This window comes from Nocardia sp. NPDC058058, from assembly GCF_042885355.1.
In the GTDB taxonomy this organism is placed as follows: Bacteria; Actinomycetota; Actinomycetes; order Mycobacteriales; family Mycobacteriaceae; genus Nocardia.
Genome location: NZ_JBHVSA010000001.1, coordinates 2,078,551 through 2,091,985, shown reverse-complemented (window position 1 = coordinate 2,091,985; position 13,435 = coordinate 2,078,551). Strand labels below are relative to the sequence as shown.

Below are 13,435 nucleotides of genomic sequence, written 5' to 3'. Positions count from 1 at the left end.
ATCGGCAGCCTAACCGGCCACGTGGCCGGATAGGCCGTCGAGCTGGCGGCGCAATACCTTTCCACTCGGATTGCGCGGAATCTGCTCCAGCACAACGAATTCCTTCGGCACCTTATATCGCTCGAGTCGACCCCGAATGTAGGTCTTGAGCGCATCGGCGGCCGGAACGGGATGTTCGGGCGCGGGCACCAGGTAGGCGCGCAGCACCTGTCCGAATTCCGGGTCGGGAACACCGATTACGACGATATCGGCGATGGCCGGATGGTCGGCGAGGACATCCTCCACCTCCTTGGGGTAGATGTTCTCGCCACCGGAGACGATCATGTCGTCATCGCGGCCGTCGATGTACAGGCGGCCGTCGGTGTCGAGGTGGCCCATATCGCCGGTGTTCACATGCCCGTCGATGATCTCCTTGGTCGGTGCGGCGGATTTACCGTCGGACACATAACCGTGGTAGCCGAGTCCGCCGCGGACGAAGATGGTCCCGGTCTCACCGATCGCGGCCCGGGTGCGATCGGCGCGCAGAATCCGCACGGACACACCGATCGCGGGGCGTCCCGCCGTCTTGGGGGAGTGCGCCAGATCCGCCGCCGTGGCCAGCGAGACCACGCCCGCCTCGGTGGAACCGTAGCCATTGACCAGGATCGGGCCGAACGCCGCGAGGAACTGCCCGATCGTCGCGGGTGAGATCGGAGCCGCCCCGGTCACCGCCAAACGCAGTGAACCGGTGCGGAATTCGCCACGCCGCTGCTCCGGAACGGCCATCAACCGCTGGATCATCACCGGCACGCCCACGAATACCGCGGCGCGGTGCCGGTCGATATCGGCCAGTGCGGTTTCCGGATCGAACCGCCTGCGAATGATCATCGTCGAACCGAGTGCGAGCCCGCCGAGGGCGATGGCCAGGCCGAAACCGTGGAAGAACGGCGGTGCGAGCACCATCGCCTCACCATTGCGAAAACGGGTGGCCGCCATGGCGGTCGCGACCATCTCGGCGATCGCCCGTCTGCTGATCGGGCGGGACACGCCCTTGGCCAGCCCGCTGGTGCCGGAGGTGAGCAGGGTGATCTTCACCGGCTGCCGCACCGGCGGTGGTGTCGGATGCGATTGCCGGGCCAGCGCATCCAGCGATACGGCCGTCTCGGAGTCCTGCCAGGCCGTCACCCGCACACCGCCGAAACCCGATGCCGTGACCGCCGAATCGTATTCCTGATCGTGCACCAGGATATCGGGGCGATGCCGTTCCAGAATCTGCCGCAACTGCGCCTCGGGCAGATCGGTATTGAGGAAGACGAGTTCGCAGCCCAACTGCGCACCCGCCACCGCGGCCTCGAGGAACCCGCGATGATTGCGGCACAGCACCGCAAGCGATTTCGCGGCGGGGCTCAGCGAATACAGTGCGGCGGAGATCTTTTCGGCCCGGCGTTGCAGCTGCCCGTAGGTGATCGAACCGCGCTCGTCGATGACCGCGACCCGATCCGGATACCGGGCCGCCGACATGGCCAGCACGGTCGCGATGGACGGCCCGTACTGCCGCAATCCCCGGCCGATGCGGAACAGTGCGCTCGGTCCGATCGGGCGCACCGCGCCCGAAGTCAGCAGGGGCACAACGGCATCCCGCCATTGGAAGGTGTCACTGGCCATTGCGCGCCCCGTTCTCGACGCTGTGCAGCGAGGCCTTGGTATCGCCGAGGAACCGGTAGAGGAACGTGGTGGAGATCTCCAGCGGGGTGCGCAGCAGTGGCACCAGCACCGACAGCGGCCACACCACATTCGGGGCCAGCGTGCGCGGTTTGCGCACGATCGCGCGGGCGATGATGTATCCGGCATCGCGGGCGGAGTGTCCGGGAATCGCGGATACCCAGCCGCTGGGCGCGCTCATCCGGGTGAACATGGCACCGGCGTAGAAGCTGGTCAGCGTGACGCCGTCCGGTCGGGCCTCCATGGCGACCGACTGCATCCAGATATCGAACGCGGCCTTGGTGGATAGGTAGAAACTCCATTTGGGCGCGACCGGGAACATGACCGCCGCCGTCGAGACATTGACGATGTGTCCGGACCCGCGTGCGCGCATACCGGGCAGCAGGGCCAGCGTGAGCCGCATCGGCCCGATGTAATTGGCGGCGGTCGTGGTGTTGAGATCCTTGGGCCGGTCGTAGGACAGGTGAATCGAACGGCGCAGCGATTTGCCCGCGTTGTGCACCAGGTAATCGACCTGGCCGAACTGGGTGAGTACCTGTTCGGCGAAGGCCGAGATCGATTCCTCCGATGCCAGATCCAGCGGGATGGCGACCGCGTTACCGCCCGCCTCCTTGATCTCGCGGACGATGAGGTCGAGTTGTTCGGCCGAGCGCGCGCCCAGCACCACGGTCGCGCCCGCGGCGGCGAGGATGCGGGCGGTGGCCTCGCCGACGCCGAAGGACGCGCCGGTGATCACGGCGATCTTGTCCGCGACCTCCGCGCGCAGTTTGGCGTGATTGCGGTAGGGGCGCGGGCCGACCAGCCAGATGGCGGACCTGCCGATGGGTCCGGCGGCGAGCCAATTGTTGGGCCCGGCGTCCAGTGAGTTGCTCACTCGTTGTACTCCGTTGTCTCGGTGGGCAATTGGGAACGGTCGAGGAGCGCGCCGATGGCGCGCGAGGACAGTGGGGTGCCGGGGGCGAGGGACAGTACCGTCTGCCCGGTGGCGAACAGGTTGGCCACCAGCAGTTCTCGCACCTGGACGCGGCTCAGTTCGGCGTGCTGCAACCAGTCGGTCACCACGCCTTCGACGAACGCGAGCCAGCCGATGACGGCGCTGCGCGCCAAAGCCGTTATCGCGCCGCCGCTCAGCTCCTGCATCATCCCGTCGACCAGGCGGTCGATATGGCGCTGCTGGATGGCGCGCAATTCGGCATCGGGAACCCGGGTCGACAATGCGAGCGGGGAGCCCTCGAATTCGGCGGCCGTATCGAGGTACAGGTCCAGGCCGCGGATGAGCCGGGATACCGCGGGGCCGCGCAGGGCTTGCAGTCGATCCCAGAACCCGGTGTAGATCGATTCGGCGGCGGCGAGGTAGAGGCCGCGCTTACCGCCGAAGTGGTAGTTGATCAAACCGATCGCCACGCCCGCGCGCTGTGCGATTTCGGTGGTGGACACCTCGTCGAAGCGTTTGGCGCGGAAGACGGTGACGGCCGCGCCGAGCAGTGCGGCCCGGGACGCTTCGCTGCGGGTGGATGCCGTCTTCTGTTTTGAACGACTTTCAACCGTATCGACCGCCGCCTCGGCTTGAACACCTTTCAATACGTCGAATCCGGCGGTGGCCAGCAGGCTGGGCAGCAGCAGCGCCATGATCCGATCGGCGGTGACCGAGGTATCGATCAGGCGCTGTGCGCTCAACCCCACGCCCAGGCTGAACACGGTTTTCGCGGCATCGCGGAAGCTGTCCGGTGCGTCGGAACCGGCCATATCGGCGAAGAGCGCGGCAATGGCGTCCTGGAGCGTGGCCAGATTCGCGGTCAGCTGATCGCGCAATCCCGGATCGCTCTGCGCCGCCAGTGCCAACTCCAGTTCGAGTCGATTGCGGCCGGTGTCCCGCACATTCGCGCCCGCCCAATTCAGCGCCGCCGCAAGCCGATCCGGTGGTTGCCCGTCGCGTTCGCGCAGTTCCGCGAGATCGGCCATGGCCTCGAGGTGAATCAGTTCCACGACTTCCAGGCAGAGCTCGTTCTTACTGCGGAAATTGGAGTACACCGCGCCCTTGGAATATCCGGCGACCTCGGCGACCCGGGCCAGCGAGGTGCTGGACAACCCGTCCGCGATGAACAGATCGCGCGCGGTGTGAACCAGATCGGTACGGGTGCGCGCCTGGCTTTCGGGTCGGGACATGCGTGCCATGCGAATCAAGATACCACTGGTATTTGAGTACTGTCACTCACCAGTTGTGCGCCCGGGATCGGATGTGTCGGTGCACAACGGATTCCGATGGGCGTTTGTGATTCGACGGAGTTTTGTCGATTCCGGCATTTCGGACCGGTTGGATCGCTAGAACGGGAGGGCCGGAACCAGGGTCGTTCCGGGGGACAGGGGAGTGGCACTCCGGTGATAACCGATGACTTCGATATTTCGGTGGATATCGTCGCCCCTCGGCATGCGCTGTGGTCGTTGCTCGTCGACCCGCACGCGTATCCGCGCATTCTGCCGGGTATCGGCGCATGCGAACCGCTCGGCACGATCGACGGCGATCGGGTCGTCATCTTCCGCATCGGCGATCCGGATACCGGAATCGGCCTGATCGAGGTGCGGGTGATTGCCGGACGCTGGTGTGAGGGATTGGAATTGCACTCCGAACGGCTCGGCAGCGTGGTGCGGGTGCAATTGGTCGGCGATGCCGAGCGCACCCGGGTCACGGTCAGCTGTTCCGGCATCGGCCGGATTCATCCGGTGCTCGGGCAATTGCCGAAAGCGACTGTGCAGCGCTGGATTCGGACCGGATTGGAGCGGGCCGCCGATATCAATCGGGGTGTGCGGAACTCGGTGGCGGTCAATGCCGAGGATTCCCCGGCGCGCAGGCAACTGGGGGTGGCCTGGCATATGGTGCACCGCGGGGTGGTCGCGCCCAAACGGCCCGATCTCGCGGTGCGGCAATTGTTCGGACTGGTGCGCTGGGGATTCAATCTGGCCGGGGGCTATGCGGCGGGTGCGGCGGTGACCCCGGATCGAGTAGCGCTGGTGGACGCGCGGGGCAGTCATACCTTCACCGAGATCAACAGTCGGACAACGGCTCTCGCTGCCGCGATGGCGGCACTGGGTTTGCGGTTCGGTGATGCGATCGGCTTGCTGGCGCGCAATCACGCCGGGATGGTGGAGACCATGGTCGCGGCCGGGAAGATCGGCGTGGACGTGGTGCTGTTGAACGCGGGGCTGTCGGCGCGGCGCTTGGAGGAGATCGTGCAGCGCGATCGTCTCATCAAGCTGTTCGTCGACGCGGAACTGGAACCGCTGGTGGACTATTTGCACCAGGGCATTCAGCGCGTCACCACCGCGGGTGAGCCGCCGGTGGCGCGGCGGCTCACCGTGGACGAGCTGATCGGGTTGGCGGCGCAGGGTTTTCGGCGGCCGCCCCAGCCCGGACGGCTGGTGGTGCTGACCTCCGGCACCTCGGGAGCGCCCAAGGGTGCGCGCCGGCCGCACGCGCGGGGTTTCGGTGCGCTCGCGGCGCTGCTGTCCCGAATTCCCTTCGGTATGAACGAGATCATGCTGATCCCGGCTCCGCTGTTCCACACCTGGGGCTTGGGCGGGCTGCAATTGGCCGCGGCCCTGCGCGCGACAGTGGTGCTGCCGGAACGATTCTCGGCCGAGGAACTGCTGGACCTGATCGCCCGGCATCGGGTCACCAGCGTGCTGGTGGTGCCGACCATGGTGCAGCGATTGCTGGATGTGCCCACCGCGGTGCGGGCGCGGTACGACCTGTCCAGCCTGCGGGTGGTGGCCAGTTGCGGTGCGCCGCTGGCGGGTTCGACGGTGCTGCGTTTCCTGGACGCGTTCGGCGAGGTGCTCTACAACGTGTACGGGTCCACCGAGGTGTCCTGGGCGACCATCGCCACGCCGGAGGATCTGCGGATCTCCCCGATGACCGCCGGGCGACCGCCGTTCGGCACGAAAGTCGCTGTGCTCGGCCACAATCGCAAACCGGTGCCGGTGGGCGTGATCGGCCGGGTCTTCGTGGCCAATCAGATGCTGTTCGAGGGTTATGTGAATGCTGTTCCGCCCGAACAGAATGGGACGCTGCTCGATACCGGGGATCTGGGATATCTGGACGCCACCGGGCGACTGTTCATCGCGGGTCGTGACGATGAGATGGTTATCTCAGGTGGTGAGAACGTCTTCCCGCGCCCGGTGGAGGAGATGCTGGCGCTGTTGCCGCAGGTCCGCGAAGTGGCGGTGGCGGGGGTCCCGGATGTCGAGTTCGGCCAGCGGCTGATCGCGTTCGTGGTGAAACATGAAGGAGCTGAGCTGGATTCGGAGGGTGTGCGCCGGTTCATCCGGCAGCGACTGGGCCGCGTCTCGGTGCCGCGCGCGGTCGAGTTCGTGGCCGAATTACCACGTGGTGAGACGGGCAAAATTCTCAAACACCTCTTGACCGGCGCGTATACCGACTGACCCGGTCGCCCGACACTGCCTGGCAAGCCTCCTGCCCGATGATCGAATACGATCCCCGCACAGGGAATTTGAGGTTTGAGAAGTACGAGGTAGTGCGTTGAACAGCGTGAAAAAGGCCATTGCGGGACTCCAGAACGAACTGGTCCGGCAGGTGGTCAATGTCTTGACCGTGCCGCGGCCGCTACCGCGGCCCTTCGGTCCCACCCTGCACGACCGGGTGGCGGGCAAGACGGTTCTCATCACCGGTGCGTCCAGCGGTATCGGGCGGGCGCTGGCGTTGCGGGTCGCGGACGAGGGTGCCATCGTCGTCGTGACCGCCCGCCGCACAAGCGAATTGGATCAGCTCGTCGCCGAGATCCGGACCCGGGGCGGGCAGGCGTACGCCGTCACCTCGGATCTGTCCACCGAGGAAGGGGTGAACAAGTTCGCCGATGAGGTGCTGGTCCAGTTCGGCGCGCCGGACATCCTGGTGAACAACGCGGGTCGTTCCATCTGGCGTTCGATCGCCAGTTCCGAAAATCGCCTGCACGATTTCGAGCGCACCATGCGTATCAACTACTTCGGACCGGTCGGTCTTATGTTGCGGTTGTTGCCGGAAATGCGCCGCCGCGGCTCCGGCCACATCGTGTCCAGCTCCACCCTCGGCGTCATCACCAACGTCCCCCGTTTCTCCGCCTACCTCGGCTCCAAGGCCGCTCTGGAAGCGGTCATGCGCGTGGCCGCGGTCGAATGCCACGCTGACGGAATCGCTTTCAGCGACGTTCGGCTGCCGCTGGTCGCGACCGAACTGAGCGCGCCCCTGGGCTTCACCGGCTACACCGCCCTGTCGGCCGAAGCTGCCGTGGAAATGCTGGTGAACGCGATCGTGCGCCGCCCGATCACCCTCGAGAACCCGCATGGCTCTCTTTCCCTGCTCTTCAACACGATGTTCCCGGGTCTCGCACGCCAGGGCCTGCGCCAGCTCCACCGCATGCTCCCCGACCCCGGACCCGGCAACCCCCAGCCGCCCGTGCGGCACGAAGGCCTGCCCGTGAGCCGTCCGACCGGCAAGGTCCCCACGCCCGCGCCCGTCGAGGTCGCCACCTCGTCAGTCCCGGTGGGCGACTGACCTTCTCGGTAGTAGGCCTACGCGATGTCGCCGGTCACCGGTGTGATCGGCGACGAGGGCACGGGCTCTTCGATGTGTCGGCACCGAATCCCGTGACGGTAGCTATATATTTGCCAAAGGGAGGTTCGGGGGTCGACGGTCGACAAGGAGTTGGTGTGAAAACTCTTCGTTTGTGGGCAATCTTGATTGTTGCCGTGGTGACCTGTGCACCGTTGTCCAGGTAAGTTCCCCATGCTGGACCGATGACCATCGTATTGCCGGTCAGTGGTCGGCGGCTGCCAGGAAGGTGAGGTGGCTGGGGTGGGCGGGGTCCAGGATTATGGTTTGGCCGTTGATCTTTCGTTTCAGGGCGGGGCGGAGCCAGTGCCGGCCGGGGGCGTTGGAGGCGATGGCGACGCGGAGGCGATGACCGGCGCGCAGGACCGCCTCGGTGGGGTTGATCTCGATAGCTATGTCGAAGGGTGCGCCGGGGGTGACCGGGAGGACCGTGTCGGCGCGCAGGGTGTGCAGGGGGAAGATCAGCTCGCCGTCGATGTGGGTGCTGCGTTCGGTGTCGATCGCTCGGAGCGAGGACAGCAGGCAGCCGCGGGTGAGGGTGGCGGACGCGCCGTCGGGTTCGACATCGGTGACGGTGACGGACCAGAAGGCGTCCGTACCACCGGCTTCCACTCGTAGTCGCAGGTTCAACGGGCCGGACAGTGCCAGGTCGGCGTCCAGCGGTGCGGTGGTGAAGGTGACCGCGGTGGCTTCCGCGCCCCGGTCGTCCGAGCCCGCGCGGGCGCTCAACAGGGTGGTCACGCCCATGGACATGAGCGCGACATTGTTGGAGGTCCAGCTGGCCTCGGCGGTCGGCAGCGGTAGTCGGGTGAGTTCGTCGGGTGGGGTATCGCCAAGGGCCGCATCGGCATTCGCGTGCGCGGCGGAACCGCTGACCTCGGGGGAGAGGTAGAGTCGCCGCACCTGTGCGGTGGCATCGGGAAACGCCGGGCGCGAGATCCATCCGCCGCCGCCCTGACGGCGCACGGTGACCGGGCCGTAGCCGTCGATCCCGTTCTCGATCCCCTTGCACCACCTGTCGAACCACGCACACTGCAATTCATCGAGCGATTGCGGATTCCCCGGTTCCCCGAATCCGGCTCCCACGGTGAGGTGATAGCCGTCATCGACGAGCACCTGTTTGCGCCCGTCCGAGAGCGCCAGCCGATCGAACATCCGGAAATTGGACCGGTTGTAGACATCGTGCCAGGCGCCGTGAATCCAAGTGGCACAGGTGATTTCCTCGAACCTGGCCAGGCGCTCATCCCAGTGCTCATTGAGGAATCCGTCCGGATGATCCGCGATCCGCGCGATCTGCGCGGCGTGTGCGAGCCCGCCGGACTCGCGCACCCGATCCCGCAGATATGACCCCAGTACCCGATTCCGGATCATCCCGCGCGGTGAGGGCAGGAATTTCGCCGCGTTGACCGCCGCCAGCCACGCTCCCATCCCCAGTGTGAGTGCGCCCCCGGTCAATCCCAGCTCGCGCGGCGCGTCCTCCCCGGCCACGATGGCGAAGATCGCATCGAGCCCCTCGGGCCGCAGCCCGGCGGCGATCAAGGCCGCGATCCCGCCGTAGGAGATGCCCGTCAGCGCGAGATGTCCATCGCACCAGGGCTGAGCACGCACCCAGTCGAGGGTCTCGATATAGTCCCGCTGCTCGCGCGGACTGAAGAAATCCCATCCGCCCGTGGACGATCCGGTACCCCGCACGTCGACGATCAACTGAATGTATCCGCGCGACACCAGGGTTCGGTTGGTCGCCCACACATCGATCGCACCCCCGGCGGGCGTATGCGTGAGATCGCGCCGGGTGAACCGCCGCCGATCCGACCCGGAGCCTCGCTGACCGCGCCGTTGCGCCCACCCCGCGATCCGCCCGGCGAACCGATTCCCCATCCGGTTGTACGGCGTGAAGTTCACCACGACCGGAAATGCCTGCGGCACAGGCGTATTCCGGTCGTATCCGGGCCGCACCAGATCGGCGCACAGCACCACCCCGTCCGACATCGGAATCGTCACGGTGGTGTCGGTGTGTACCGCCGCGAACCGCGCGGGCCCGATATCGAAGCGCGTGTCCGGTGGCAGCGATGCGATACCGGAACTGGCGGAGACAGCGGACCTGGACATGAAGAGCCTCCAAAACGTCGTCTTGGCAACGACCATAAGGCGGACTAGACACCCTCGTCCAGGATTCGGGCAATATTGTCTGGGACGATCTTTCGTGACCGGTAGACCCGCAGCGCGACCCCGCGCAACCGCGGTGTCGCGTCAGCCCCTGGGCAGGGTGTTCGCGAGCGCGCGCACCGTGGATTCGAGCCGCTCCGGTGGAAAGCGTTCCGGATCGGACAGCACCAGCCGCCCCAGCACCTCGATGAACCCGAGCAGCACATGCCCGACCAGCTCGGTATCGGCATCGCTTGGGCCGCCGCGCAATTCGATCCCGAGTTCGAGCAACTCGACGCAGCGCTCCACCAGCCGGTCCCGCGCCGCGGCGAGTAGCCCCCGGTAATCGGTGGGCGCGTCATCGGGCGGCATCAGAATCAGCCGCCAGCGCACCGGATCCGTGCGCACGGCGGCCAGGAACGCCATCACCGCCGCCTGATACTCGGCATCGGGATTGGAATTGCGCAGATCCTTGGGCATGGCATCGAAGATCTGCGTCATGCCCTGACTGTGCTCGCGGTGCAGCAGCGCCCCGACCAATTCGGGGGCCGTCGGAAACACCGCGTACAGCACGGGTTTCGCGACGCCGGCGGTCTTGGCCACCGCCTGCATGGTGAGCCCGGAGAGTCCGTCCTCGCCGACCACGGTCAGCGCCGCGTCGAGAAGTTGCTCCCGCCGCAGATGCGGTGGCAGTCGCGGACCATTGCGCCGCTTCGGCCGCGACTCCGCGCGCTCCGGCGATATCTGCCAGACGCCGACGGACTTCTTCTCGATGCTCACCCAGCCATGATCCCTCAGTGCGAGGCCTCGCCCGCATGCACCCCAATCCGGACTGACCGCATCGCTACGGTCGCGTAGAAATTGGCGAGTCCTGCCGTTGACGGGCGTTTCCGTGCGTGAATACTCTTTCTACTCAAGCGTAGTAGTGAAATCTACGCAGTAGTAGAAAGTGGGTGGGACAGCTATGCCACTGATCGAATCCCTGCGTTCCTGGCTCACACTGCCGGAGGTGGAACCGGCCGAGGATTACGGCTTCTTCGGCCCCGACTCCATCGCCTGGAAGGTGTGGAGCTATCCGAGCAGCCTCACGATCGGCTTCCAGCGCGCCGTCGTCATCGAGGAACTCGACCCCGCGCTGGTCGCGTCCGTGGACGCCACGGCCGCCATCTACGATCGCCCGCGCACCCGATACGACCGCACCCTGCGCTATTTCGCCATGGTGATGTTCGCCGACAGCCGCTCCACCGCCAAGGCCGCGGACGTACTGGTCAAGATTCACTCCAAGGGCGTGGGTACCTGCCCGGTCACCGGTCAGCGCTATGACGCCAATGATCCCAAGTCCCAGTTGTGGATTCACCTCACGGCCTGGCATTCGCTGCTCATCGCGTACGAGAAGTACGGCCCCGGCCGCCTGAGCGCGGAGGAGGAGGGCAGGTACTGGGAGGAATGCGCGCGGGCCGCCGAACTCCAGACCTGCGATCCGGCGGATGTCCCGCGCACCCGGGAAGGGATCCAGGATTACTTCGAACACATGCGCCCGCAGCTGCTCGGCTCGGACATCGCGAAAAAGGCGATGCGGCATCTGCTTCGGGCCGATGTCATGTTGCCGCCCATGCCGCCGCTGCTGCGGCCCGCGTTCTATATCGTCACGGCCTTCCTGCGGCGGGGAACCCTGGCCACCATGCCGCGCTGGATGCGGAAAATGGCCGGGCTGCCGACCAATCCGCTGCTTGACCTGCTCGTCGTACCCCTGCTGAGTTCCGCGTTCACCATCGTGAGTCTCAATGCGCGACTGGAGATTCTGCTGCTGCGTCTGATCTCGCCGATGACGGTCGCCGTCGCGGCCCCCGTATTACTGGGCATACCGCCGGTGCACGAGGAGACGATGACACCGCGAGAAGCGCAGCGGCGCTACGGATATGACATCCCCGCCCAGGCGCACCGCGCACTGCGCGAGAAGCAGGCGAATCGCATCTTCGGCAGCGGTCTGCCCCCGGGTGACGAGGGCATCATCGAATCCCAGCCCATTCTCGGCAATATCGCCTGAGCGCGGGCGCGTCATGTTGAGAGAGCTGCTGAACTACCGCATCAGCCTGCGCCAGATCATGTATCTGGCAATAGCATTCGGCGTTCCCTACGTCGTGATCGGACTGGTCTGGCTGGGCCTGCACCACGATCACCTGAACGATCTGCACGGATTCGACCTGCTGTTCTCGGCGATCGGCGAGGTCATCGCCTGGCCGCCACTGGTGATCTCGAATATCGAGCTGCGATGACCATCGGCACGCCGCAGAGCGCGCGCATGCGCGTACTGACCTTCGGCCTGGACTACTGGCGCGACCATCCGCAGCGCTCGGTGGAAACGGCGGGCAGGCAGGTGCTGATGACCGGACGAGCGACCGCGGAGCTGTTCGGCTCGCTCGTCCGGCGGCGATTCCCGGTGCGGGAGTTCATCAGACAGTGCGCGTTCATGGCGAGCGTATCGGCGACACCGACGCTGCTGGTGGCCATCCCGATCGCCGTGGTGGTCTCCATCCAGGTGGGATCGCTGGTCAGCCAGGTCGGCGCGACCACCTTCATCGGCGCGGTGAACGGCCTGGGCATCATCCGCCAGGGCGCGCCGCTGGTCACCTCGCTGATGATCGCGGGCGCGGTCGGTTCGGCCATCTGCGCCGATCTGGGATCGCGCACCATCCGCGAGGAGATCGACGCTATGCGGGTGATGGGGGTCGATCCGGTCCGGCGGCTGGTCGCACCGCGCCTGGCGGCGGCCGTCGTGGTCAGCACCCTGCTGTGCGGCCTGGTCGTATTCGTGGGCTTCGCAACGGGTTACGCGTTCAACGTCTACATTCAGGCGGGCACGCCGGGGGCGTACATCAGCACCTTCGCCTCCTTCGCGGTGGCCAGCGATCTGATCATCGCCATGGTCAAGGCGATGATCTTCGGCGCACTGGCCGCGATCATCGCCTGCGACACCGGATTACACACCCGGGGCGGCCCGGCCGGGGTCGCCGACGCGGTCAACTCGGCGGTGGTCAACTCCGCGATCGTGCTGTTCGCCAGCAATATCATCGTCACCCAGCTGTACAACACGCTGTTTCCGACGAAGGTCATCTGAAATGGCGAATTATGTTCCGCCGGTGCTGCGCCCGCTGCGGCGCGTGCGCGCGGTCGCCGCGGCCCCGGCGGCAGTGCCGGTGCGGCTCGGTCATCAGGGGCTGGTGTTCTTCCAGGCGGTCGCCGCGATTCCGTTCGCGCTCAAGCAGTATCGGAAAGAGCTGCTGCGACTGATCACCGATGTCAGCTTCGGCAATGGCGCACTGGTGGTGGGCGGCGGTGTCATCGGCGTGGTGGCGATCCTGTGCGGGTTCGGCGGCATCACCGTCGGCATGGAATCGCATACCGCGCTGAACCTGCTCACCATGAGCCCGCTCACCGGCGCGATCTCCGGTTTCGCGACCACCCGCGAATTGGCCCCGCTACTGGCCACTTTGGCGTTCGGCGCGCAGGCCGGCTGCCGATTCACCGCACAGCTCGGATCGATGCGCATCTCCGAGGAGATCGACGCGCTCGAGTCCATCGCCATCCGGCCGCTGCCGTATCTGATCAGCACCCGCATGGTCGCGGCGGTGGTGGCGATCGTGCCGCTGTACACCATCGGCCTGGCGATCGCTTATCTGAGTACGCGATTCACGGTGATCTTCCTCGGCGGTACCACGCTCGGCACTTACGACCACTACTTCCACCAGTTCCTGAATCCGGTGGACCTGCTCTACTCGATTCTCAAAGTCGTTGTGTTCACTTTGATCTCGACATTCGTGCAGTGCTACTACGGCTTCGTCGCCGCCGGGGGACCGGAGGGCGTGGGCGTGGCCGCCGGGCGGGCCATTCGCGCCTCGATCATCGTCATCGTCTTCGTGAATCTGGTCCTGTCCCTGTCGATTTGGGGCATCGATCCCGGCATCCGGATCTCCGGATAGGAGT

General features: G+C 66.1%; 11 protein-coding genes. 6 read left to right on the top strand and 5 right to left on the bottom strand.

Annotation, left to right across the window (positions count from 1 at the left end; genetic code table 11):
* Positions 1–9: 9 nt before the first annotated feature.
* Genes ACFVUS_RS09545 through ACFVUS_RS09535 form a run of 3 tightly spaced genes read right to left on the bottom strand, consistent with a single transcriptional unit; the run spans position 10 to position 3,876 of the window.
* Complete coding sequence (locus ACFVUS_RS09545; protein WP_387763124.1) at positions 10–1,644, bottom strand: AMP-binding protein; 1,635 nt, start codon at positions 1,642–1,644, stop codon at positions 10–12.
* The gene (locus tag ACFVUS_RS09540) at positions 1,634–2,575 is read right to left on the bottom strand and encodes an SDR family NAD(P)-dependent oxidoreductase (RefSeq protein ID WP_387763122.1); all 942 of its coding nucleotides are present in this window, start codon (positions 2,573–2,575) and stop codon (positions 1,634–1,636) included. The genes ACFVUS_RS09545 and ACFVUS_RS09540 overlap by 11 nt, the downstream gene beginning before the upstream one ends.
* Positions 2,572–3,876, bottom strand: coding sequence for a TetR/AcrR family transcriptional regulator (locus ACFVUS_RS09535; RefSeq protein WP_387763119.1), 1,305 nt, complete (start codon positions 3,874–3,876; stop codon positions 2,572–2,574). Before ACFVUS_RS09535 ends, ACFVUS_RS09540 begins: the two co-directional genes overlap by 4 nt.
* A gap of 204 nt (positions 3,877–4,080) precedes the next feature.
* Between ACFVUS_RS09535 and ACFVUS_RS09530 the strand changes: the two genes are divergently transcribed.
* Both ACFVUS_RS09530 and ACFVUS_RS09525 read left to right on the top strand, forming a co-directional pair.
* Positions 4,081–6,141 (top strand): AMP-binding protein, encoded by a 2,061-nt coding sequence (locus ACFVUS_RS09530; protein ID WP_387763116.1) that lies wholly within the window; start codon positions 4,081–4,083, stop codon positions 6,139–6,141.
* Positions 6,142–6,247: 106 nt separating this feature from the next.
* Positions 6,248–7,249, top strand: coding sequence for an SDR family NAD(P)-dependent oxidoreductase (locus ACFVUS_RS09525; RefSeq protein ID WP_387765468.1), 1,002 nt, complete (start codon positions 6,248–6,250; stop codon positions 7,247–7,249).
* Between the two features lie 261 nt (positions 7,250–7,510).
* Here ACFVUS_RS09525 and ACFVUS_RS09520 read toward each other — a convergent pair whose 3' ends face one another.
* A complete protein-coding gene (locus ACFVUS_RS09520; protein WP_387763114.1) occupies positions 7,511–9,415 on the bottom strand; it encodes a CocE/NonD family hydrolase in 1,905 nt (634 codons plus the stop codon).
* Positions 9,416–9,556: 141 nt separating this feature from the next.
* On the bottom strand, positions 9,557–10,231 hold the full coding sequence (locus ACFVUS_RS09515) for a TetR/AcrR family transcriptional regulator (RefSeq protein WP_387763111.1): 675 nt from the start codon (positions 10,229–10,231) through the stop codon (positions 9,557–9,559).
* 184 nt (positions 10,232–10,415) lie between these two features.
* On the opposite strand from ACFVUS_RS09515, the gene ACFVUS_RS09510 reads away from it, so the two are divergent.
* From ACFVUS_RS09510 to ACFVUS_RS09495, 4 genes are read left to right on the top strand one after another with little or no spacing between them, the layout of a single operon-like run.
* Positions 10,416–11,498: an oxygenase MpaB family protein gene (locus ACFVUS_RS09510; protein WP_387763108.1), complete on the top strand. Its 1,083-nt coding sequence runs from the start codon at positions 10,416–10,418 to the stop codon at positions 11,496–11,498.
* A 13-nt stretch (positions 11,499–11,511) separates the two neighbouring features.
* Positions 11,512–11,727, top strand: coding sequence for a hypothetical protein (locus ACFVUS_RS09505; protein ID WP_387763106.1), 216 nt, complete (start codon positions 11,512–11,514; stop codon positions 11,725–11,727).
* On the top strand, positions 11,724–12,569 hold the full coding sequence (locus ACFVUS_RS09500) for an MlaE family ABC transporter permease (protein ID WP_387763104.1): 846 nt from the start codon (positions 11,724–11,726) through the stop codon (positions 12,567–12,569). Before ACFVUS_RS09505 ends, ACFVUS_RS09500 begins: the two co-directional genes overlap by 4 nt.
* Position 12,570: 1 nt before the next feature.
* Positions 12,571–13,431, top strand: a complete 861-nt coding sequence (locus tag ACFVUS_RS09495) for an ABC transporter permease (RefSeq protein WP_387763102.1) — start codon at positions 12,571–12,573, stop codon at positions 13,429–13,431.
* Positions 13,432–13,435: the final 4 nt, after the last annotated feature.

What these genes read in the sequence shown, in the direction of transcription:
- ACFVUS_RS09520 (WP_387763114.1), bottom strand. Translation starts at nt 9,415, where the DNA reads ATGTCCAGGTCCGCTGTCTCCGCCAGTTCCGGTATCGCATCGCTGCCA.
- ACFVUS_RS09535 (WP_387763119.1), bottom strand. Translation starts at nt 3,876, where the DNA reads ATGGCACGCATGTCCCGACCCGAAAGCCAGGCGCGCACCCGTACCGAT.
- ACFVUS_RS09510 (WP_387763108.1), top strand. Translation starts at nt 10,416, where the DNA reads ATGCCACTGATCGAATCCCTGCGTTCCTGGCTCACACTGCCGGAGGTG.
- ACFVUS_RS09545 (WP_387763124.1), bottom strand. Translation starts at nt 1,644, where the DNA reads ATGGCCAGTGACACCTTCCAATGGCGGGATGCCGTTGTGCCCCTGCTG.
- ACFVUS_RS09495 (WP_387763102.1), top strand. Translation starts at nt 12,571, where the DNA reads ATGGCGAATTATGTTCCGCCGGTGCTGCGCCCGCTGCGGCGCGTGCGC.
- ACFVUS_RS09505 (WP_387763106.1), top strand. Translation starts at nt 11,512, where the DNA reads ATGTTGAGAGAGCTGCTGAACTACCGCATCAGCCTGCGCCAGATCATG.
- ACFVUS_RS09500 (WP_387763104.1), top strand. Translation starts at nt 11,724, where the DNA reads ATGACCATCGGCACGCCGCAGAGCGCGCGCATGCGCGTACTGACCTTC.